The organism is Flavobacterium sp. K5-23 (assembly GCF_023278045.1).
Classification (GTDB): domain Bacteria; phylum Bacteroidota; class Bacteroidia; order Flavobacteriales; family Flavobacteriaceae; genus Flavobacterium.
The window spans coordinates 3,349,087-3,372,857 of record NZ_CP056783.1; the positions used below are offsets into that span (position 1 = coordinate 3,349,087).

The 23,771-nt window shown below is 39.6% G+C and carries 7 protein-coding genes, 4 tRNA genes and 6 rRNA genes; 5 read left to right on the plus strand and 12 right to left on the minus strand.

Annotation, left to right across the window (positions count from 1 at the left end; all coding sequences use genetic code 11):
- The first annotated feature begins 57 nt into the window (after nucleotides 1–57).
- Nucleotides 58–522 carry a DUF1456 family protein gene (locus FLAK523_RS14530; RefSeq protein ID WP_248908101.1) on the plus strand — a complete coding sequence of 155 codons (465 nt, stop codon included), beginning with the start codon at nucleotides 58–60 and terminating at the stop codon, nucleotides 520–522.
- Nucleotides 523–529: 7 nt separating this feature from the next.
- Complete coding sequence (locus tag FLAK523_RS14535; protein ID WP_248904828.1) at nucleotides 530–1,189, plus strand: NAD(P)H-binding protein; 660 nt, start codon at nucleotides 530–532, stop codon at nucleotides 1,187–1,189.
- A gap of 111 nt (nucleotides 1,190–1,300) precedes the next feature.
- Here FLAK523_RS14535 and sucC read toward each other — a convergent pair whose 3' ends face one another.
- On the minus strand, nucleotides 1,301–2,494 hold the full coding sequence (sucC, locus tag FLAK523_RS14540) for an ADP-forming succinate--CoA ligase subunit beta (RefSeq protein WP_248904830.1): 1,194 nt from the start codon (nucleotides 2,492–2,494) through the stop codon (nucleotides 1,301–1,303).
- Nucleotides 2,495–2,923: 429 nt separating this feature from the next.
- On the opposite strand from sucC, the gene gltB reads away from it, so the two are divergent.
- The 3 genes from gltB (at nucleotide 2,924) to lysA (ending at nucleotide 10,366) form a co-directional block, all read left to right on the plus strand.
- Nucleotides 2,924–7,441: a glutamate synthase large subunit gene (gltB, locus tag FLAK523_RS14545; protein ID WP_248904831.1), complete on the plus strand. Its 4,518-nt coding sequence runs from the start codon at nucleotides 2,924–2,926 to the stop codon at nucleotides 7,439–7,441.
- Between the two features lie 2 nt (nucleotides 7,442–7,443).
- Complete coding sequence (locus FLAK523_RS14550) at nucleotides 7,444–8,898, plus strand: glutamate synthase subunit beta (protein WP_248904833.1); 1,455 nt, start codon at nucleotides 7,444–7,446, stop codon at nucleotides 8,896–8,898.
- A 247-nt stretch (nucleotides 8,899–9,145) separates the two neighbouring features.
- Nucleotides 9,146–10,366: a diaminopimelate decarboxylase gene (gene lysA / locus FLAK523_RS14555; RefSeq protein WP_248904835.1), complete on the plus strand. Its 1,221-nt coding sequence runs from the start codon at nucleotides 9,146–9,148 to the stop codon at nucleotides 10,364–10,366.
- Nucleotides 10,367–10,426: 60 nt separating this feature from the next.
- On the opposite strand, the gene pafA is transcribed toward lysA, so the two are convergent.
- The 11 genes from pafA to FLAK523_RS14610 form a co-directional block, all read right to left on the minus strand.
- Nucleotides 10,427–12,043 carry an alkaline phosphatase PafA gene (gene pafA, locus FLAK523_RS14560; protein ID WP_248904838.1) on the minus strand — a complete coding sequence of 539 codons (1,617 nt, stop codon included), beginning with the start codon at nucleotides 12,041–12,043 and terminating at the stop codon, nucleotides 10,427–10,429.
- 165 nt (nucleotides 12,044–12,208) lie between these two features.
- A 5S ribosomal RNA gene (rrf, locus tag FLAK523_RS14565) occupies nucleotides 12,209–12,318 on the minus strand.
- 144 nt (nucleotides 12,319–12,462) lie between these two features.
- Nucleotides 12,463–15,345 (minus strand): 23S ribosomal RNA (locus FLAK523_RS14570).
- 204 nt (nucleotides 15,346–15,549) lie between these two features.
- Nucleotides 15,550–15,623 (minus strand) — tRNA-Ala (locus FLAK523_RS14575).
- Nucleotides 15,624–15,731: 108 nt separating this feature from the next.
- A tRNA-Ile gene (locus FLAK523_RS14580) sits at nucleotides 15,732–15,805 on the minus strand.
- A 127-nt stretch (nucleotides 15,806–15,932) separates the two neighbouring features.
- A 16S ribosomal RNA gene (locus FLAK523_RS14585) occupies nucleotides 15,933–17,448 on the minus strand.
- A gap of 998 nt (nucleotides 17,449–18,446) precedes the next feature.
- A 5S ribosomal RNA gene (gene rrf / locus FLAK523_RS14590) occupies nucleotides 18,447–18,556 on the minus strand.
- A 144-nt stretch (nucleotides 18,557–18,700) separates the two neighbouring features.
- Nucleotides 18,701–21,590: ribosomal RNA gene (locus tag FLAK523_RS14595) — 23S ribosomal RNA — on the minus strand.
- 189 nt (nucleotides 21,591–21,779) lie between these two features.
- Nucleotides 21,780–21,853 (minus strand) — tRNA-Ala (locus tag FLAK523_RS14600).
- A 115-nt stretch (nucleotides 21,854–21,968) separates the two neighbouring features.
- Nucleotides 21,969–22,042: transfer RNA gene (locus FLAK523_RS14605), tRNA-Ile, on the minus strand.
- Between the two features lie 127 nt (nucleotides 22,043–22,169).
- Nucleotides 22,170–23,685: ribosomal RNA gene (locus FLAK523_RS14610) — 16S ribosomal RNA — on the minus strand.
- Together the 16S, 23S and 5S rRNA genes with 4 tRNA genes alongside form the textbook arrangement of a ribosomal RNA operon.
- Between the last annotated feature and the right edge of the window lie 86 nt (nucleotides 23,686–23,771).

Genomic DNA, 23,771 nt, shown 5'->3' on the forward strand with positions numbered 1-23,771 from the left:
TCTAAAATACGCATCTAATTGCTTTAAAAACGTACCTTTGTAAAAAATTAGAATATGATGACAAATAACGATATCTTCAAAAAACTCCGTGTAGCCTTAATGTTACGTGATGACCAAATCGTTGAAATATTGGAATTAGTAGATTTTAGAATTACTAAATCTGAACTGGGTGCTTTTTTCCGTGATGAAAAACACGAAAATTATATGGAATGTGGTGACCAAGTATTGCGTAATTTCTTGAATGCTTTAGTTATTCATTTACGTGGAACTAAAGAAAATCCAAAAAATCCAAATGATGTTTTAGCAAAACACAAAGCTCAAATACCGGCAAAGGATAGTACTAAAGAAAGACCTGAATTTAAAGCAAAGCCTAGAGACGAAGAAAAATCTAGAGGTGATCAAAGTCCTTCTAAATCGAAATCAGCTACTAAAAAACCTTCAAAAAAGCAATATCCTAAAGGAAATGCAAAAGAACAAGTAGTGGAAAAAGTAAAATACAATTTCGGTAAGATCAAAAAATAAAACTACTTTGAAAACTGCTTTAATAATTGGAAGTACCGGTTTAGTTGGTTCTCATTTGCTAAATATACTTTTAGAAAGTAAGGAGTACGACAAAGTGATTACTTTTGGAAAAAGAGTATCAGGAAATCAACACCCAAAACTTATAGAACATTTAATTGATTTTGATAAACCAGAATCATATGATGATTTAGTTAAAGGTGATGATTTTTTCTGTACTATTGGAACTACGATTAAAAAAGCGGGAAGTAAAGAAGCTTTTAGAAAAGTTGATTTTGAATACCCAAAACAATTTGCCTTGATTGCATTAAAAAATGGTGTAAAACAATTTTTATTAATTTCTTCGCTTGGTGCAGATGCAAATTCAGGAAATTTTTATTTAAGAACCAAAGGTGAAATTGAGTCATTTCTTGAAAACTGTAATTTTGAGAGCGTATCTATAGTCCAACCCTCACTTTTATTAGGGAATCGAAACGAATTTAGATTTGGAGAAAAAGCAGGGGCTTTTATGATGAAAGTATTTTCTTTTCTGTTTATAGGAAACTTAAAAAAATACAAACCCATTCAAGGTATTACTGTTGCCAAAGCACTTTTTGAATTAGCACAAAAAAAGACAATTGGATTTGGAATCTACAAATCAGATACAATTCAAAGAATAGGAAGTCGTTAAAAAGTAAGAATAACAGAATATAATTCATTTTAATACTTTACTGCTACCATTTAAACATAAAAAAATCCTGAGCTTTCACTCAGGATTTTTTTATATATAACTATTTTCTAATTAAGAAAGAGCCGCTTTTACTTGATCAGCTGCTTCTTGAAATTCAACAGCAGATAAAATTGGCATTCCTGAATTATCAATTAATTCTTTTGCAATAGCTGCGTTTGTACCTTGTAAACGAACAATAATTGGCACTCTAATCGCGTCACCCATATTTTTATAAGCATCAACAACTCCTTGTGCCACACGGTCACAACGAACGATTCCTCCAAAAATATTAATTAAAATTGCCTTAACGTTTGGATCTTTTAAGATAATACGGAAAGCAGTTTCAACACGTTTAGCATCAGCAGTTCCACCTACGTCAAGAAAGTTAGCAGGCTCAAATCCAGCGTACTTAATTAAATCCATAGTTGCCATAGCTAATCCAGCTCCGTTAACCATACATCCAACAGTTCCGTCAAGATCTACATAGTTTAATCCAACTTCTTTTGCTTCAACTTCGATTGGGTTCTCCTCACGAACATCACGCATATCAGCATAAGCTTTTTGTCTGTATAAAGCATTATCATCAATGTTAACTTTAGCATCTACAGCCAAAATTTTATTATCAGATGTTTTCAACACTGGGTTGATTTCAAACATCGATGCATCAGATCCAATATAAGCATTGTATAAAGAGTCGATGAATTTCACCATTTCTTTAAAAGCATTTCCTGAAAGTCCTAAGTTAAAAGCAATTCTTCTTGCTTGAAAACCTTGTAAACCAACAGAAGGATCAATTTCTTCATTAAAAATTAAATGAGGAGTGTGTTCAGCAACTTCTTCAATATCCATTCCACCTTCAGTAGAATACATAATCATATTGCGACCTGTAGCTCTATTTAATAAAACAGAAACATAAAACTCAGAAGTTTCAGTTTCACCAGGATAATAAACATCTTCAGCAACTAATATTTTGTGTACTTTTTTACCTTCAGCAGATGTTTGAGGTGTTACTAATTGCATTCCGATGATTTCGCTTGCAATTCCTTCCACTTTGTCAATTCCTTTGGCAAGCTTAACTCCACCACCTTTACCACGACCACCTGCGTGAACTTGGGCTTTAATAACAAACCAACTTGTTCCAGTTTCGGCAGTTAATTGTTTTGCAGCAGCGACAGCTTCTACAGGACTATTAGCAACGATACCGCGTTGAATGCGAACTCCGTAGCTAGCTAAAATCTCTTTTCCTTGATATTCGTGTATGTTCATAATATAGAATTTGTCTGGATTCTGAATTTATTTCAGAATATAAGTGGTACAAAAATAGCAAAAATCAACTAATTAGAGAAATCTTTTCTATTAAAAATCAGTAAACTGAAAAGTCATTAGCTAAATCTATATTGTATTAAGAGTATTAATACAAATTATATAGCAAACGTTTTTAAAAAACACACACTTTTTAAAACACTATATCGATTGAAATTTTTTCTGTGATTTTGTTTATAGGTCTGTCAAATTGAAAAAACACCTTTTTTTCACAATATGTGATTATCGATTTATCATTTCAAACAAGCCTAAAAAACGACATTGCCATTTATTTAATACTAATTTGTTTTTTACGTAATAATTAATGAGTTTAGGCGTATTCATTGAATTATAGTTAACGATATCCTTATTTTTACATAAAAAACACAAGATATGAAAGTTAAAGAACAAGGCCTTTATTTGCCTGAATTTGAACACGACAATTGTGGCGCAGGGTTTATTTGCAATTTAAATGGGATTAAATCGAACGACATTATTCATAAAGCGCTAGATATTTTAATCAAATTAGAACATCGTGGTGCCGTAAGTGCTGATGGAAGAACTGGTGATGGAGCAGGAATCTTATTTGATATTCCTCATGATTTTTTTAAAAAAGTTTGTGACTTTAAAATTCCTGAAATAAGAGAATATGCTGTTGGGATGGTTTTCTTACCTAAAAAGAGTAATCAAATCGACTTTTGTAAAGCTACTTTTGAAAAAGCTATACAAGACCAGAATTTAAGTATTATAGGTTGGAGAAATGTTCCTGTTGACATTTCAAATCTTGGACAAATTGCTGCAGAAAAAGAGCCTACAGTAATGCAAGTATTTATTGGCAAGAATGGATTAGAATTAACTGAGCAACAATTTAATGCTAAATTATTTGCAGCAAGAAAAATTGCAGAACATGGAATTATAAATTCTAAGATTTCAGAAAGTCATATGTTCTATTTTTCTAGTTTATCAACAACTACTATAATATATAAAGGACTGTTGATGCCAGAGGATATAAGCAGGTACTACACTGACTTATTAGATAATGATTTAGTAACACGACTTGCACTTGTACACCAGCGTTTTTCAACAAACACTTTTCCATCTTGGGAACTAGCGCAACCGTTTAGATATATGTGTCATAATGGCGAAATTAATACGCTTCGAGGTAATGTTAGCAGAATGCGTGCCAGAGAGGAATTAATGCAAAGTGATGTTTTTGGTGATGACCTAAAAAAATTATTTCCAATTATATTAGAAGGAAAATCAGATTCCGCTTCAATGGATATGGTTATTGAATTGTTAGTAATGACAGGACGAACTTTACCCGAGGCTATGATGATGGTTGTTCCCGAAGCTTGGGAAAAACACCAGACTATGTCAGAGGATAAAAAAGCATTCTATGAATACAATGCTTGTATTATGGAACCTTGGGATGGTCCTGCATCTATACCCTTTACGGATGGAAATGTTATTGGTGCGCTATTGGATAGAAATGGTTTAAGACCCTCTCGTTATACGCTTACTAAAAGTGGTTTTGTGATTATGGCTTCTGAAATAGGTGTTCTAGACATCAAACCAGAAGATGTAGTACAACACGGTCGATTAGAACCCGGGAAAATGTTCCTTGTAGACATGAATGAAGGGCGTATTATTGAAGATGATGAAATTAAAAAAGATATTATAACCAAGCGTCCATACAAACAATGGCTTGACGAGAATATGTTGCATCTCGCCCAAATCCCTTATACCAATAATGCAATTCCAACAGAAGAAATAGATTTTGAAACCAGACAACGTCTATTTGGATATACAATAGAAGATTTAAAAACGATTATAAACCCTATGGGGACTAAAGCTGCTGAAGCCATTAGTTCTATGGGTAACGATACGCCATTGGCTGTATTATCTAATCAACCGCAATTGCTATACAACTATTTCAAACAATTATTTGCACAAGTTACCAACCCTCCATTGGACGGTATTCGTGAGGAAATAATTACTGATATTAGTTTAGCAATTGGTGGTGATTATAATATTTTTAATATTAATTCAAATCATTGCAAAAAATTAAAAATCCATAATCCAGTTATTTCAAACGAGGATTTAGACAAAATACGCAATATTGATCATACTGATTTCAAATCGGCTACTATCTCCACCTTGTATACTATAGAAAAAGGAGTAAATGGTTTAGAGCGAGCTTTAGAAAAATGTGTTCAAGAAACTTTCAAAGCAGTTTCAGAAGGACATAATATTATCATACTATCAGATAGAGGTGTAAGTGAAAAATTGGCTCCAATTCCAATGTTATTGGCCTGTTCTTATATTCATCATTCCATGAATATCTTAAAAGTTCGTTCGAAATTTGGGATTATCATTGAATCAGCTGAGCCTCGTGAGCCTCACCATTTTGCCTTGTTATTTGGTTACGGAGCTAGTGCGATAAATCCTTATATGGTTAACGAAATTATCCACAACCAAGTCAATCAAGGCTTTATTACAGGTATAAAGGCAGATTATGCGGTGAAAAATTACAATAAAGCTACTGCAAAAGGGATTCTGAAAATTATGAATAAAATAGGCATCTCTACACTGCATTCGTATAGAGCGGCACAAATTTTTGAAATATTAGGATTAAACAAAACATTCTCCACTAAATATTTCCCTTACACACCTTCCAGAATTGAAGGAATAGGCTTGATGGAAATTGAAAAGGAAATCAAGAAAAGATATAAAAATGCTTTTCCGAATTCAAAAATTGCCAGTTTGTTGCCTTTAGAAATTGGAGGTCTCTACAGATGGAGAAGAAATGGTGAAAAGCATATGTTTAATCCAACAACCATTGCTAAATTACAACAAGCGGTACGTTTAAACAGCCCAGAAAGTTATAAAGAATATGCAACTATGGTCAATGACCAAAGTGCCAATTTAATGACTATTCGAGGATTATTCGAATTCAATAATTTGGATCCAATTCCTATTGACGAAGTAGAGCCTTGGACAGAAATTGTAAAAAAATTCAAAACGGGAGCGATGTCTTATGGGTCTATTAGTATGGAAGCGCATCAAAACTTAGCAATCGCAATGAATCGAATAGGCGGAAAAAGTAATTCTGGAGAAGGTGGGGAAGATCCAAAACGTTTCCAAAAAGACTTGAATGGAGATTCTAGAAACAGCGCAATCAAACAAGTAGCATCGGGGAGATTTGGGGTTTCTATCAACTATTTAACAAGTGCGAAAGAAATACAAATAAAAATGGCTCAAGGGGCAAAACCAGGTGAAGGCGGACAATTACCCGGTGAAAAAGTGGTGCCTTGGATTGCTGAGACAAGAAATTCAACTCCTTATGTAGGATTAATTTCTCCTCCACCCCATCACGACATTTACTCCATTGAAGATTTATCTCAATTGATATTTGACTTAAAAAATGCCAATCGTGAAGCACGAATAAACGTAAAATTAGTTTCAGAGGTTGGTGTTGGAACCATTGCAGCAGGTGTTGCCAAAGCTAAAGCAGATGTTATTTTAATATCTGGATTTGATGGAGGAACAGGTGCGGCTCCATTAACTTCTTTACAGCATACAGGAATTCCTTGGGAACTTGGATTGGCGGAAGCCCAACAAACATTAATCTTAAATGATTTAAGAAGCCGAGTAGTTTTAGAATGTGACGGACAATTAAAAACAGGACGAGACGTAGCTATTGCTGCTTTATTAGGAGCAGAAGAGTTTGGTTTTGCCACTGCACCATTAGTCGCCTCTGGATGTATTATGATGCGAGCTTGTCATTTAAATACTTGCCCAGTAGGTATAGCAACCCAGGATCCTGAATTAAGAAAAAATTTCAAAGGGACGCCGGAACATATCATAAACTTTATGTACTTCATTGCCGAAGAGCTAAGAGAGATTATGGCGCAATTAGGTTTTAGAACACTGAAAGAAATGGTGGGACAATCCCAAAAACTGAATGTCAACAAAGCGATCAAACATTATAAAGCAAGTGGATTAGATTTATCTAGTATCCTTTATAAACCTGAAAAAGCTAAAACTGTCCCTAATCATAATACTACATCTCAAGATCATAATTTAGAAAATGTACTTGATTTTGCTATCATTAAGGAAGCAATACCCTCGATTTATAGAAAAGAAAGAACAAGAGTAACATTCGAAATAAAAAATACAGACCGTTCTGTTGGTGCTATTTTAAGTAACGAAATTTCAAAAATATATGGAGAACAAGGATTACCTGACGATACTATATTAGTTGATTTTACTGGATCAGCTGGACAAAGTTTCGGGGCTTTTGCCACCAATGGACTATCCTTTAAAATTCATGGAAATTGTAATGATTATTTAGGTAAAGGACTTTCAGGAGCAAAACTGATTATCAAGGTTCCGCCTACAGCGACTTTCAAACCAGAGGAAAACATCATTATAGGAAACGTTGCTTTATACGGTGCGATTACTGGAGAAGCATATATCAATGGTATGGCTGGAGAACGTTTTGCAGTAAGGAATTCTGGGGCAACTGCTGTTGTAGAAGGAATAGGAGATCATGGATGTGAATATATGACCGGAGGAACTGTAGTTGTATTAGGAAAAACCGGAAGGAATTTTGCGGCTGGAATGAGTGGCGGTGTTGCTTATGTTTTTGATGAGAAAAAACAATTCGAGAACGGATTATGCAATATGGAAATGGTCGAATTAGAAACATTAGAAAATGATGACCTATCAAAATTAAAACGTTTGATAAAAAACCATTCTATGTATACTAATAGTCCACTAGCTAAGAGAATTTTGGAAGATTGGGAAAACCAACAAAGACATTTTATCAAAGTAATGCCTATTGAGTTTAAAAAGGCATTACAAAGATTATCTGAAGAAAAGCAAATTGAAGAACTAATAGCACAATAGTCATGGGAAAGATAGGAGGATTTAAAGAATATAGTAGAACCGACGAAAGTAATGTTGCAGTTCCAGAACGAGTTTCAAATTACAATGAATTTACGATTACGCTACCAAAAGATAAAATTAAAGAACAGGGTTCCAGATGTATGGATTGTGGAATCCCATTTTGTCATAGCGCTTGTCCATTAGGAAATTTAATTCCTGATTTTAATGATATGGTGCATCAAGAAGAATGGCAAAGTGCCTTGGAAATATTGCAATCAACCAATAATTTTCCGGAATTTACAGGTCGATTATGCCCTGCTCCATGTGAAAAGTCATGCGTTCTGGGAATCATCAGCGAACCTGTAGCTATTGAAAATATCGAGAAAAACATTATCGAAAGAGGGTTTGCAGAGGGATGGATAAAACCACAAATTCCTGCAACAAGAACAGGCAAAACAGTTGCCGTTATTGGTTCTGGGCCTGCGGGATTAGCAGCAGCACAACAATTAAATAGAGCGGGACATACTGTTACTGTTTTCGAAAGAGACAATGCCATTGGAGGATTATTGCGATATGGAATTCCAAATTTCAAATTGGAAAAAGGAATCATTGACAGACGTGTAAAAGTATTAGAACTAGAAGGAATTACTTTTAAAACCAATGTAAATGTTGGTGTAAATTATGATATAGAGCAATTAAATCAATTTGACTCAATTGTATTATGTGGTGGAGCAACCGAAAGACGTAGCTTACCAACAAAAGGAATAGAATCTAAAGGAGTAATTCAGGCAATGGACTTTTTGACACAACAAACAAAAGTATTATTTGGTGAAGATGTTACGAATCAAATATTAGCTACTGGAAAAGATGTAATTGTTATTGGTGGTGGAGACACAGGTTCTGATTGTGTAGGAACTTCTAATAGACATAGAGCCAAATCAGTGACTAATTTTGAAATTATGCCAAAACCACCCGTTGGAAGAAGTGAAACTACTCCTTGGCCTTTTTGGCCGTTACAATTGAAAACATCTTCGTCACATGAAGAAGGTTGCGACAGAAACTGGTTAATTAATACCAAAGAGTTTCTTTCGAATGAAAAAGGGGAATTAATAGGACTGAAAACAGTCGAAGTGGCTTGGAAAATAGTTCCCGGTCAAAGACCAGAACTTATTGAAAAGGAAGGGTCTGAGAAAACTTGGCCTTGCGATTTAGCATTATTAGCACTTGGATTCACCGGTCCCGAAAAAACATTAAGTGATCAATTAGGGTTAGAAATTGATATAAGAAGTAATTATAAAGCAACTAATTATCAAACAAATGTTTCTCACATTTTCACTGCTGGAGATATGAGAAGAGGGCAATCCTTAATTGTTTGGGCAATCTCGGAAGGCCGTGAAGCTGCAAGAGAAGTAGATAAATATCTTATGGGATACACCAATTTACCTACCAAAGGAAATGGTGATTTACCAACTTTATAGATAATAATAATATTGAAAATATATCAGAAACTTAAATGGCATGACTAATAACCTAAATAGTATTATATCATGTCATTTTTAATTATCTTTATGCTAAACCACCCTTATTTATAATAATCTTAATAAATACTCTTTTCAATAAAACACAAAGTGTTTGTTTTATAACATTTTGTTATGTTTTGTTATGATTTCAAATTTCCATTGTGATACCAATAAAGAATAATAAATTTGCTAAAAATTAATAACGATGCAACCTAAAGACTTACTACAATTAGCAGAACAATTTGGCAGTCCATTATATGTTTATGATGCCGAAAAAATCCAATCTCAATACAATAGATTAACTAAAGCTTTTTCTAAGGTAGATAAGTTACGTATCAATTATGCAATGAAGGCTTTGTCGAATGTTTCTGTTCTACAGCTAATAAAAGAAATGGGAGCTGGACTTGATACCGTTTCAATCCAAGAAGTATTATTAGGGCTTCATGCAGGATATGATCCTGAAAAAATATTTTATACACCCAATGGAGTATCCTTGGAAGAAATAGAAGAGGTTAATGCAATGGGAGTTCAAATCAATATTGACAATCTTTCTATATTAGAACAATTTGGAACTAAACATCCTAATGTACCCGTTTGTATTCGAATCAACCCACACGTAATGGCAGGTGGTAACACTAACATATCTGTAGGGCATATAGATAGTAAATTTGGTATTTCAATACATCAGTTACCTCATTTGGTACGAATAGTTGAAAACACTAAAATGAATATTGTCGGAATCCACATGCATACAGGTTCAGATATTCTTGATATTGAAGTGTTCTTATATGCTGCCGAAATATTATTCGATGTAGCAAAAAAATTCAAAAATCTTGAGTTTTTAGACTTTGGAAGCGGATTTAAAGTGCCTTATAAAAAAGACGATATCGAAACTGATATTGAGGAATTAGGTAAAAAACTCTCTAAAAGATTTAACACATTTTGTGTTGAGTATGGAAAAGAACTTACATTAATATTCGAACCAGGAAAATTTTTGGTGAGTGAAGCTGGATTCTTCTTAGCCAAAGTAAATGTGGTAAAACAAACAACTTCTACCGTATTTGCAGGTGTTGATAGTGGCTTCAATCACTTTATTCGACCGATGCTTTACGGTTCTCAACATCATATTGAAAACATATCGCATCCAAAAGGGAAAGAACGTTTTTATTCTGTGGTGGGATACATTTGTGAAACGGATACGTTTGCAAACAACAGACGAATTTCGGAAATTAAAGAAGGAGATATTCTATGTTTTAGAAATGCTGGTGCTTATTGTTTTTCAATGGCGTCAAATTACAACTCCAGATACAAACCAGCAGAAGTGTTGTGGATGAATGGTCAAGGTCATCTGATAAGAGCACGCGAAACTTTTGAAGATCTATTAAAAAATCAAATCCCTTTGTCTATTACGGCAACAACAGTATAAATCAAAAATCCCATTTCTTATATTAAGAAATGGGATTTTTAAATTATAAAAAATCAGTATTTATTTAGTCTCAAATACTTCTGTCAAAACATTTGCGTCTGTACCATTTGGAAAAGGTATTTTTATTAATTGAGCAATTGTTGGAGCAATTTGAGTAATTACTTTTTTACTATGAGATTCACCCTTTTTAATATTCCAGCCATAAAAAATAAGAGGCACATGTGTATCATAACTGTATGGTGTTCCATGTGATGTCCCTGTTCCTGAGTATTCAATAAAACCGGGTCTATCTAACACTATTAAATCTCCATCTTGAGTTGCATCATATCCCTTAGCAATACAATCAAGATAGTAATCACTTCCCGAAGAGGCAAGAATTTCTTCTTCAGAATATACACGTTTCACCTGATCTTGAGTCATCAAATAATCCTTGAAAGCAGCTTTTACTTTGCTTAACTCCAAACCTTTGGTTTTTAAAATTTCCTTATTAAAAAAGAGATTGAAATTCGAATAATTCAAAACTACATCAACACCAAAAGCATCAACAGAAAACTTTTTTAATCCATTTCGTATCTCAGATGGACTAACACTTTTAACACCATATTTATTATCACGTAAATAATTAACATTTTCAGCTCCAGCATGATCAGCAGTCAGAAAAAGCAAATAATTATCTTTACCTACAGTCTTATCAAGATATACTAAAAAATCAGCTATAGTTTGATCTAATCTCAAATAGGTGTCCTGTAATTCCATAGAACGTGGTCCCTGAATGTGACCAACATAATCTGTAGAAGAAAAGCTAACGGTTAAAAAATCAGTTATATTGTCTTTTCCTAATTCCTCTTTCTCTATCGTTTTCATAGCGAAATCAGCCAAAAGATTATTACCAAAAGGAGTAGAACGTAACACACCCGCATCATTTTTCTCATACATATCCTTTAAATCATAAGGAAATATAGGTGCGACACTATTGTATAATTTACCTTCATATGGATTATTATCAGGTAGACTCTCATTGTAAGTAGCCAATGGTTTGAATAAATCCCACCCTTTTTCTAAATAGGGAAGATATCTTTTTTCTTGATTGAATTGTGTAACCCAGTCAGGTAATTTTGAACCATAATAAGTACTCGAAATAAAAGCACCCGTTTTACTATACCAAAATGCCCAATTAGCGAAATGTCCAGCTGGTAAAATAGCACCACGATCTTTAAGACTTAAACCAAATACTTTTCCTTTGAAATTTGTTGCTAAACGCAATTCATCAGTAATTGAAGTAGTTTGCATATTCTTAGGAGACATTTCACCTTCTTTTACTGTACCATCACCAACAGTTTTTACATTAGCATCATCAGTACAATAGAGTTCTTTGCCTAATAGTCTGCTAAACCATTCGTTTCCTACAATACCATGACTTGAAGGTGTTGTACCAGTATAAATTGAAGCATGACCTGGACCTGTATAAGTAGGCATATAATTAAAATGCATATTTTGGAAAGTATAGCCATTACCCATTAATTTCTTGAATCCATTAGGGGAAAAATCATCCGAAAAACGATATAAATATTCCATTTTCATTTGATCTACTACAATTCCCACTACTAATTTAGGACGTTGCTGTGCTTGTAAATTTGACATTATGACAATGGTCAAAAGCAAAATTATTTTCTTCATATTTATCTGTCTTTATATTAAACAAAAATACATATTTGATTTTAAAAAAGAATCAGATGTGGAGCTTAAGAATGAAATTAAAATAACTAAAATGAAATATAGTGAATGATTTCCAAAAAAATAGGTACAAAAAAAGCCTATCTTTTCAGATAGGCTTTTTTAAAAGAAAGGCGACGACATACTCTCCCACATAACTGCAGTACCATCTGCGCAGGCGGGCTTAACTACTCTGTTCGGGATGGGAAGAGGTGAGCCCCGCCGCAATAACCACCTTAAGGTTGTTATAATTGCTTTGGGCAATTATCATAATTATTAATTAACTAAAGTTAACTATCAATTACAAAATATCTTAACATACTGAGATAAAGAAAAAAGTATTTTTTAGAAAGTTTCTTCCCCCGCCGAAGCAGGGGAAAAGTGTACATAAGCTTACGGGTTATTAGTACTACTCGACTATGACATTACTGCCTTTACATCTATAGCCTATCAACGTGGTCATCTCCCACGACCCTTAAAAGAAATCTCATCTTGTGGTGGGTTTCGCGCTTATATGCTTTCAGCGCTTATCCCTTCCAAACGTAGCTACTCTGCGATGCTCCTGGCGGAACAACAGATACACCAGAGGTTTGTCCAATTCGGTCCTCTCGTACTAGAATCAGATCCACTCAAATTTCTTGCGCCCACAGTAGATAGAGACCGAACTGTCTCACGACGTTCTGAACCCAGCTCGCGTGCCACTTTAATGGGCGAACAGCCCAACCCTTGGGACCTTCTCCAGCCCCAGGATGTGACGAGCCGACATCGAGGTGCCAAACCCCCCCGTCGATATGAGCTCTTGGGGGAGATCAGCCTGTTATCCCCGGCGTACCTTTTATCCTTTGAGCGATGGCCCTTCCATGCGGAACCACCGGATCACTATGCTCTACTTTCGTACCTGATCGACCTGTATGTCTCTCAGTCAAGCTCCCTTATGCCATTGCACTCTACGCACGGTTACCAAGCGTACTGAGGGAACCTTTAGAAGCCTCCGTTACTCTTTTGGAGGCGACCACCCCAGTCAAACTACCCACCAAGCAATGTCCCCCGCGTTCGCGGGGTTAGGCCTCAGACAAACAAAGGGTTGTATTTCAACAATGACTCCACAACGCCTAGCGACGCCACTTCACAGTCTCCAACCTATCCTACACATCATTTGTCCAAGGTCAATACTAAGCTATAGTAAAGGTGCACAGGGTCTTTTCGTCCCACTGCGGGTAAACGGCATCTTCACCGTTACTACAATTTCACCGAGCTCATGGCTGAGACAGTGTCCAGATCGTTACACCATTCGTGCAGGTCGGAACTTACCCGACAAGGAATTTCGCTACCTTAGGACCGTTATAGTTACGGCCGCCGTTTACTGGGGCTTCATTTCAATGCTTCTCCGAAGATAACATCTCCACTTAACCTTCCAGCACCGGGCAGGTGTCAGGCCCTATACTTCATCTTACGATTTTGCAGAGCCCTGTGTTTTGATAAACAGTCGCCTGGACCTCTTCACTGCGGCCACGCCGTAAAGCGTGGCGACCCTTCTCCCGAAGTTACGGGTCTATTTTGCCTAATTCCTTAGCCATGAATCTCTCGAGCACCTTAGGATTCTCTCCTCGACTACCTGTGTCGGTTTGCGGTACGGGTACTCATTACCTGAAGTTTAGAGGTTTTTCTTGGAAGCCCTTAGGCGCACTATCTCTTTGTCCGAAGACTCCGAGTACTATCGTATTTCCCCAAGATCTGTGGATTTGCCTGCAGATCTTATAGGTAGGTACTTCAACGAACTATTCCGTCAGTTCGCGGCGCTTTCATCACTCCGTCACCCCATCACAGTAATAAGTAGTACGGGAATATTAACCCGTTGTCCATCGACTGTCCCTTTCGGGTTCGCCTTAGGTCCCGACTAACCCACAGCTGATTAGCATAGCTGTGGAAACCTTAGTCTTTCGGTGTGCGGGTTTCTCGCCCGCATTATCGTTACTTATGCCTACATTTTCTTTTCTCACCAGTCCAGCATACCTTACGATACACCTTCTACCCTGTGAGAATGCTCCCCTACCACTCCATAATTTAATATGAAATCCATAGCTTCGGTAATACGCTTATGCCCGATTATTATCCATGCTCGTCCGCTCGACTAGTGAGCTGTTACGCACTCTTTAAATGAATGGCTGCTTCCAAGCCAACATCCTAGCTGTCTATGCAGACAAACCTCGTTCTTTCAACTTAGCGTATATTTGGGGACCTTAGCTGATGGTCTGGGTTCTTTCCTCTCGGACTTGGACCTTAGCACCCAAGCCCTCACTGTTATGAAACATTATATAGCATTCGGAGTTTGTCAGGAATTGGTAGGCGGTGAAGCCCCGCATCCAATCAGTAGCTCTACCTCTATATAACTTTACGCATAACGCTGCACCTAAATGCATTTCGGGAGTACGAGCTATTTCCGAGTTTGATTGGCCTTTCACCCCTACCACAGGTCATCCGAAGACTTTTCAACGTCAACCGGTTCGGTCCTCCACTGTGTGTTACCACAGCTTCAACCTGCCCATGGGTAGATCACACGGTTTCGCGTCTAACACTACTGACTAAAGCGCCCTATTCAGACTCGCTTTCGCTACGGATCCGTGGCTTAACCACTTATCCTTGCCAGCAACGTTAACTCGTAGGCTCATTATGCAAAGGCACGCCGTCACCCCACGAAAGGGCTCCGACCGCTTGTAAGCGTATGGTTTCAGGATCTATTTCACTCCGTTATTCACGGTTCTTTTCACCTTTCCCTCACGGTACTGGTTCACTATCGGTCTCTCAGGAGTATTTAGCCTTAGCGGATGGTCCCGCCAAATTCAGACAGGATTTCTCGTGTCCCGCCCTACTCAGGATACCACTATCGTTATCTTCTATTACTTATACAGGGCTATCACCTTCTTTGGCTCTACTTTCCAGTAGATTCTAATTCTATCCGCAACAAATAACGTGGTCCTACAACCCCAACATTGCCGTAACAACATTGGTTTGGGCTAATCCGCGTTCGCTCGCCACTACTTACGGAATCACTTTTGTTTTCTTCTCCTCCGCCTACTTAGATGTTTCAGTTCAGCGGGTTTGCTCACCTATCGGTGTACTATGTCTTCAACATAGTGGGTTGCCCCATTCGGGTATCTACGGATCGATCGATGTGTGCTCGTCCCCGTAGCTTTTCGCAGCTTATCACGCCCTTCATCGCCTCTGAGAGCCTAGGCATTCCCCATACGCCCTTATTTTGCTTATTGTACCAATCTTAAAATCAATTAAGACCGTTTTTTCGATTTACTAAATAAATAGTAAATCTGCTTTCTACTTTTATTATTTTCTTATCTCAATATGTCAATGAACTTTTTTCTAGGCAATAGGTAATAGCCAAAAGGCATTAGTATCGCTTCGTTATCTAGTTTTTAAACTCTTGCCTATTGGCTTTTGTCTAATTACTAAATTAGTGGAGAATAACGGAGTCGAACCGTTGACCCCCTGCGTGCAAGGCAGGTGCTCTAGCCAGCTGAGCTAATTCCCCAATACAGTTGGCAGTGTTCAGTATTCAGTTTTCAGTAACTTTACTTTACATCCAAATGAGTTGTGAATTGCTAACTCTAGATTCTTCTTTTTTTTTAAGTTTAAATAGTTGTCTCGGACAGACTCGAACTGTCGACCCCTACATTATCAGTGTAGTACTCTAACCAGCTGAGCTACGAGACACTCTTTATTCTTAAATTGTATTATTTGAACTAACAGCAAGAGTAATAAATTTTAATCTTTGTTTCCAATTTCTCTTTTCGTCTCTTTCCCTAGCGTGTTGATAAATCAACTAACACTAAGGCTCTAGAAAGGAGGTGTTCCAGCCGCACCTTCCGGTACGGCTACCTTGTTACGACTTAGCCCTAGTTACCAGTTTTACCCTAGGCAGCTCCTTGCGGTCACCGACTTCAGGCACCCCCAGCTTCCATGGCTTGACGGGCGGTGTGTACAAGGCCCGGGAACGTATTCACCGGATCATGGCTGATATCCGATTACTAGCGATTCCAGCTTCACGGAGTCGAGTTGCAGACTCCGATCCGAACTGAGAACGGTTTTGTAGATTCGCTCCTACTTGCGTAGTGGCTGCTCTCTGTACCGTCCATTGTAGCACGTGTGTAGCCCAAGGCGTAAGGGCCGTGATGATTTGACGTCATCCCCACCTTCCTCACAGTTTGCACTGGCAGTCTCGTTAGAGTTCCCGGCGTGACTCGCTGGCAACTAACAACAGGGGTTGCGCTCGTTATAGGACTTAACCTGACACCTCACGGCACGAGCTGACGACAACCGTACAGCACCTTGTAATTTGTCTTGCGAAAGATCTGTTTCCAAACCGGTCAAACTACATTTAAGCCTTGGTAAGGTTCCTCGCGTATCATCGAATTAAACCACATGCTCCACCGCTTGTGCGGGCCCCCGTCAATTCCTTTGAGTTTCAAACTTGCGTTCGTACTCCCCAGGTGGGATACTTATCACTTTCGCTTAGCCACTGAGATTGCTCCCAACAGCTAGTATCCATCGTTTACGGCGTGGACTACCAGGGTATCTAATCCTGTTCGCTACCCACGCTTTCGTCCATCAGCGTCAATCCATTAGTAGTAACCTGCCTTCGCAATTGGTATTCCATGTAATCTCTAAGCATTTCACCGCTACACTACATATTCTAGTTACTTCCTAATAATTCAAGTCAGACAGTATCAATGGCCGTTCCACCGTTGAGCGATGGGCTTTCACCACTGACTTATCTGACCGCCTACGGACCCTTTAAACCCAATGATTCCGGATAACGCTTGGATCCTCCGTATTACCGCGGCTGCTGGCACGGAGTTAGCCGATCCTTATTCTTACAGTACCGTCAAGCTCCGACACGTCGGAGGGTTTCTTCCTGTATAAAAGCAGTTTACAATCCATAGGACCGTCATCCTGCACGCGGCATGGCTGGTTCAGGCTTGCGCCCATTGACCAATATTCCTCACTGCTGCCTCCCGTAGGAGTCTGGTCCGTGTCTCAGTACCAGTGTGGGGGATCTCCCTCTCAGGACCCCTACCCATCGTAGTCTTGGTAAGCCGTTACCTTACCAACTAACTAATGGGACGCATGCTCATCTTTTACCGTTGTGACTTTAATTACATCCTGATGCCAGGTCGTAATACTATGAGGTATTAATCCAAATTTCTCTGGGCTATCCCTCTGTAAAAGGTAGATTGCATACGCGTTACGCACCCGTGCGCCGGTCTCTAGGAAGCAAGCTCCCTATACCCCTCGACTTGCATGTGTTAAGCCTGCCGCTAGCGTTCATCCTGAGCCAGGATCAAACTCTTCATCGTATATTATGCGAACTAAATTGCTTTAGTTCTATTTATGTTTGACTGAAGATCTATCGGTTTTTTCAAATCTCTCGATTCATTACTCTTTATTCTTGTGTTCTTGAAATCTCTCTCAAAAACGGCTGTCAATTCAATATGTCTAGGAACGTGTTCTTCTTGTTTTTTTCGTCTCGTTTAACACCTAAGGTGTTTCTCGAAGCGGGTGCAAAGATACTATCTTCTTTCTAATCTCACAAATCTTTTTTCCGATTTTATTCAGTTAATTTTGATTTGGTTTTCATTAAAAAAGTAAGAACTTGTTTGCTGTTGCGGGTGCAAAAGTAGACACTTTATTCAGTTATTCAAGCTTTTTGAACCGTTTTATTTTATGTTTTTTCAATTAAAACTATATATAGTTGATATCGTGTGTTTTGCAATTCATACTCTTTGCCGTAAATTATCATTTAAACAATTAAAAAGCCATATCAGACCCTTTCTAAACTCATAAAACAACTATTAACCTCTCTCATAATCCAAATAATTTCTCTAGACACCGTCATTAAAAACAACAATAACATACCCAATCCCCATAGTTACCACAAAGCTGAATTGCATAAATTAAAAAAACAGCACCAATACCCCCTTTAAACTATCCTTAGTTATTACTTTGCAGCAACAATCAAGTCCTCTTTTTAAAACTATCAAACGCTAAACCACACCCTATTCCTGTTTTATTTTAAGAGACTCAACTGCATATTACATCCGTTTAATAAATAAAAAAAAATGATAAATCAATAAATCAAAATACAGAATAATCAGGATCAGGAACAAAACCTGGGGAGGATTTAATATAAAATCAAAAGAGTATAAAATAAAAAAACCCGTTTCGTAAGAAACGGGTTTTAGAATCTGTAACAAGTCCAGATTAAAGAAAGACGACAAGCCGAGCCGTTAGGCGAACACGTCGATCCTATGAAAAACAAAAAAAACCCTATCCAGTTTGGATAGGGTTTTCAAAAGAAAGGCGACGACATACTCTCCCACATAACTGCAGTACCATCTGCGCAGGCGGGCTTAACTACTCTGTTCGGGATGGGAAGAGGTGAGCCCCGCCGCAATAACCACCTTAAGGTTGTTATAATTGCTTTGGGCAATTATCATAATTATTAATTAACTAAAGTTAACTATCAATTACAAAATATCTTAACATACTGAGATAAAGAAAAAAGTATTTTTTAGAAAGTTTCTTCCCCCGCCGAAGCAGGGGAAAAGTGTACATAAGCTTACGGGTTATTAGTACTACTCGACTATGACATTACTGCCTTTACATCTATAGCCTATCAACGTGGTCATCTCCCACGACCCTTAAAAGAAATCTCATCTTGTGGTGGGTTTCGCGCTTATATGCTTTCAGCGCTTATCCCTTCCAAACGTAGCTACTCTGCGATGCTCCTGGCGGAACAACAGATACACCAGAGGTTTGTCCAATTCGGTCCTCTCGTACTAGAATCAGATCCACTCAAATTTCTTGCGCCCACAGTAGATAGAGACCGAACTGTCTCACGACGTTCTGAACCCAGCTCGCGTGCCACTTTAATGGGCGAACAGCCCAACCCTTGGGACCTTCTCCAGCCCCAGGATGTGACGAGCCGACATCGAGGTGCCAAACCCCCCCGTCGATATGAGCTCTTGGGGGAGATCAGCCTGTTATCCCCGGCGTACCTTTTATCCTTTGAGCGATGGCCCTTCCATGCGGAACCACCGGATCACTATGCTCTACTTTCGTACCTGATCGACCTGTATGTCTCTCAGTCAAGCTCCCTTATGCCATTGCACTCTACGCACGGTTACCAAGCGTACTGAGGGAACCTTTAGAAGCCTCCGTTACTCTTTTGGAGGCGACCACCCCAGTCAAACTACCCACCAAGCAATGTCCCCCGCGTTCGCGGGGTTAGGCCTCAGACAAACAAAGGGTTGTATTTCAACAATGACTCCACAACGCCTAGCGACGCCACTTCACAGTCTCCAACCTATCCTACACATCATTTGTCCAAGGTCAATACTAAGCTATAGTAAAGGTGCACAGGGTCTTTTCGTCCCACTGCGGGTAAACGGCATCTTCACCGTTACTACAATTTCACCGAGCTCATGGCTGAGACAGTGTCCAGATCGTTACACCATTCGTGCAGGTCGGAACTTACCCGACAAGGAATTTCGCTACCTTAGGACCGTTATAGTTACGGCCGCCGTTTACTGGGGCTTCATTTCAATGCTTCTCCGAAGATAACATCTCCACTTAACCTTCCAGCACCGGGCAGGTGTCAGGCCCTATACTTCATCTTACGATTTTGCAGAGCCCTGTGTTTTGATAAACAGTCGCCTGGACCTCTTCACTGCGGCCACGCCGCAAAGCGTGGCGACCCTTCTCCCGAAGTTACGGGTCTATTTTGCCTAATTCCTTAGCCATGAATCTCTCGAGCACCTTAGGATTCTCTCCTCGACTACCTGTGTCGGTTTGCGGTACGGGTACTCATTACCTGAAGTTTAGAGGTTTTTCTTGGAAGCCCTTAGGCGCACTATCTCTTTGTCCGAAGACTCCGAGTACTATCGTATTTCCCCAAGATCTGTGGATTTGCCTGCAGATCTTATAGGTAGGTACTTCAACGAACTATTCCGTCAGTTCGCGGCGCTTTCATCACTCCGTCACCCCATCACAGTAATAAGTAGTACGGGAATATTAACCCGTTGTCCATCGACTGTCCCTTTCGGGTTCGCCTTAGGTCCCGACTAACCCACAGCTGATTAGCATAGCTGTGGAAACCTTAGTCTTTCGGTGTGCGGGTTTCTCGCCCGCATTATCGTTACTTATGCCTACATTTTCTTTTCTCACCAGTCCAGCATACCTTACGATACACCTTCTACCCTGTGAGAATGCTCCCCTACCACTCCATAATTTAATATGAAATCCATAGCTTCGGTAATACGCTTATGCCCGATTATTATCCATGTGCTCGTCCGCTCGACTAGTGAGCTGTTACGCACTCTTTAAATGAATGGCTGCTTCCAAGCCAACATCCTAGCTGTCTATGCAGACAAACCTCGTTCTTTCAACTTAGCGTATATTTGGGGACCTTAGCTGATGGTCTGGGTTCTTTCCCTCTCGGACTTGGACCTTAGCACCCAAGCCCTCACTGTTATGAAACATTATATAGCATTCGGAGTTTGTCAGGAATTGGTAGGCGGTGAAGCCCCCGCATCCAATCAGTAGCTCTACCTCTATATAACTTTACGCATAACGCTGCACCTAAATGCATTTCGGGGAGTACGAGCTATTTCCGAGTTTGATTGGCCTTTCACCCCTACCCACAGGTCATCCGAAGACTTTTCAACGTCAACCGGTTCGGTCCTCCACTGTGTGTTACCACAGCTTCAACCTGCCCATGGGTAGATCACACGGTTTCGCGTCTAACACTACTGACTAAAGCGCCCTATTCAGACTCGCTTTCGCTACGGATCCGTGGCTTAACCACTTATCCTTGCCAGCAACGTTAACTCGTAGGCTCATTATGCAAAAGGCACGCCGTCACCCCACGAAAGGGCTCCGACCGCTTGTAAGCGTATGGTTTCAGGATCTATTTCACTCCGTTATTCACGGTTCTTTTCACCTTTCCCTCACGGTACTGGTTCACTATCGGTCTCTCAGGAGTATTTAGCCTTAGCGGATGGTCCCGCCAAATTCAGACAGGATTTCTCGTGTCCCGCCCTACTCAGGATACCACTATCGTTATCTTCTATTACTTATACAGGGCTATCACCTTCTCTGGCTCTACTTTCCAGTAGATTCTAATTCTATCCGCAACAAATAACGTGGTCCTACAACCCCAACATTGCCGTAACAACATTGGTTTGGGCTAATCCGCGTTCGCTCGCCACTACTTACGGAATCACTTTTGTTTTCTTCTCCTCCGCCTACTTAGATGTTTCAGTTCAGCGGGTTTGCTCACCTATCGGTGTACTATGTCTTCAACATAGTGGGTTGCCCCATTCGGGTATCTACGGATCGATCGATGTGTGCTCGTCCCCGTAGCTTTTCGCAGCTTATCACGCCCTTCATCGCCTCTGAGAGCCTAGGCATTCCCCATACGCCCTTATTTTGCTTATTGTACCAATCTTAAAATCAATTAAGACCGTTTTTTTCGATTTACTAAATAAATAGTAAATCTGCTTTCTACTTTTTATTATTTTCTTATCTCAATATGTCAATGAACTTTTTCTTTAGAATAAAGAACAAAGAAAATAGATAATAGACTAAGTCTATATTCTTTTCTCTAAATTCTATCTTCTTCAGATAGTGGAGAATAACGGAGTCGAACCGTTGACCCCCTGCGTGCAAGGCAGGTGCTCTAGCCAGCTGAGCTAATTCCCCTTTTTTAGTTATGAGTTATTAGTTATGAGTTATGAATTATACCTCATAAAAATCTCAACTCTAGAATTTCTTCTTTTTATCCTGAATTTATTTCAGGATCTTTAAGTATAAATAGTTGTCTCGGACAGACTCGAACTGTCGACCCCTACATTATCAGTGTAGTACTCTAACCAGCTGAGCTACGAGACACTCTTTATTCTTAAATTGTATTATTTGAACTAACAGCAAGAGTAATAAATTTTAATTTTTGTTTCCGATTTCTCTTTTCGTCTCTTTCCCCAGCGTGTTGATAAATCAACTAACACTAAGGCTCTAGAAAGGAGGTGTTCCAGCCGCACCTTCCGGTACGGCTACCTTGTTACGACTTAGCCCTAGTTACCAGTTTTACCCTAGGCAGCTCCTTGCGGTCACCGACTTCAGGCACCCCCAGCTTCCATGGCTTGACGGGCGGTGTGTACAAGGCCCGGGAACGTATTCACCGGATCATGGCTGATATCCGATTACTAGCGATTCCAGCTTCACGGAGTCGAGTTGCAGACTCCGATCCGAACTGAGAACGGTTTTGTAGATTCGCTCCTACTTGCGTAGTGGCTGCTCTCTGTACCGTCCATTGTAGCACGTGTGTAGCCCAAGGCGTAAGGGCCGTGATGATTTGACGTCATCCCCACCTTCCTCACAGTTTGCACTGGCAGTCTCGTTAGAGTTCCCGACATGACTCGCTGGCAACTAACAACAGGGGTTGCGCTCGTTATAGGACTTAACCTGACACCTCACGGCACGAGCTGACGACAACCATGCAGCACCTTGTAAATTGTCTTGCGAAAGTTCTGTTTCCAAAACGGTCAATCTACATTTAAGCCTTGGTAAGGTTCCTCGCGTATCATCGAATTAAACCACATGCTCCACCGCTTGTGCGGGCCCCCGTCAATTCCTTTGAGTTTCAAACTTGCGTTCGTACTCCCCAGGTGGGATACTTATCACTTTCGCTTAGCCACTGAGATTGCTCCCAACAGCTAGTATCCATCGTTTACGGCGTGGACTACCAGGGTATCTAATCCTGTTCGCTACCCACGCTTTCGTCCATCAGCGTCAATCAATTAGTAGTAACCTGCCTTCGCAATTGGTATTCCATGTAATCTCTAAGCATTTCACCGCTACACTACATATTCTAGTTACTTCCTAATAATTCAAGTCAGACAGTATCAATGGCCGTTCCACCGTTGAGCGATGGGCTTTCACCACTGACTTATCTGACCGCCTACGGACCCTTTAAACCCAATGATTCCGGATAACGCTTGGATCCTCCGTATTACCGCGGCTGCTGGCACGGAGTTAGCCGATCCTTATTCTTACAGTACCGTCAAGCTGGTTCACGAACCAGTGTTTCTTCCTGTATAAAAGCAGTTTACAATCCATAGGACCGTCATCCTGCACGCGGCATGGCTGGTTCAGGCTTGCGCCCATTGACCAATATTCCTCACTGCTGCCTCCCGTAGGAGTCTGGTCCGTGTCTCAGTACCAGTGTGGGGGATCTCCCTCTCAGGACCCCTACCCATCGTAGTCTTGGTAAGCCGTTACCTTACCAACTAACTAATGGGACGCATGCTCATCTTTTACCGTTGTGACTTTAATTACATCCTGATGCCAGGTCGTAATACTATGAGGTATTAATCCAAATTTCTCTGGGCTATCCCTCTGTAAAAGGTAGATTGCATACGCGTTACGCACCCGTGCGCCGGTCTCTAGGAAGCAAGCTCCCTATACCCCTCGACTTGCATGTGTTAAGCCTGCCGCTAGCGTTCATCCTGAGCCAGGATCAAACTCTTCATCGTATATTATGCGAACTAAATTGCTTTAGTTCTATTTATGTTTGACTGAAGATCTATCGGTTTTTTCAAATCTCTCGATTCATTACTCT

What these genes read in the sequence shown, in the direction of transcription:
- FLAK523_RS14530 (WP_248908101.1), top strand. Translation starts at nt 58, where the DNA reads ATGACAAATAACGATATCTTCAAAAAACTCCGTGTAGCCTTAATGTTA.
- sucC (WP_248904830.1), bottom strand. Translation starts at nt 2,494, where the DNA reads ATGAACATACACGAATATCAAGGAAAAGAGATTTTAGCTAGCTACGGA.
- gltB (WP_248904831.1), top strand. Translation starts at nt 2,924, where the DNA reads ATGAAAGTTAAAGAACAAGGCCTTTATTTGCCTGAATTTGAACACGAC.
- FLAK523_RS14550 (WP_248904833.1), top strand. Translation starts at nt 7,444, where the DNA reads ATGGGAAAGATAGGAGGATTTAAAGAATATAGTAGAACCGACGAAAGT.
- lysA (WP_248904835.1), top strand. Translation starts at nt 9,146, where the DNA reads ATGCAACCTAAAGACTTACTACAATTAGCAGAACAATTTGGCAGTCCA.
- pafA (WP_248904838.1), bottom strand. Translation starts at nt 12,043, where the DNA reads ATGAAGAAAATAATTTTGCTTTTGACCATTGTCATAATGTCAAATTTA.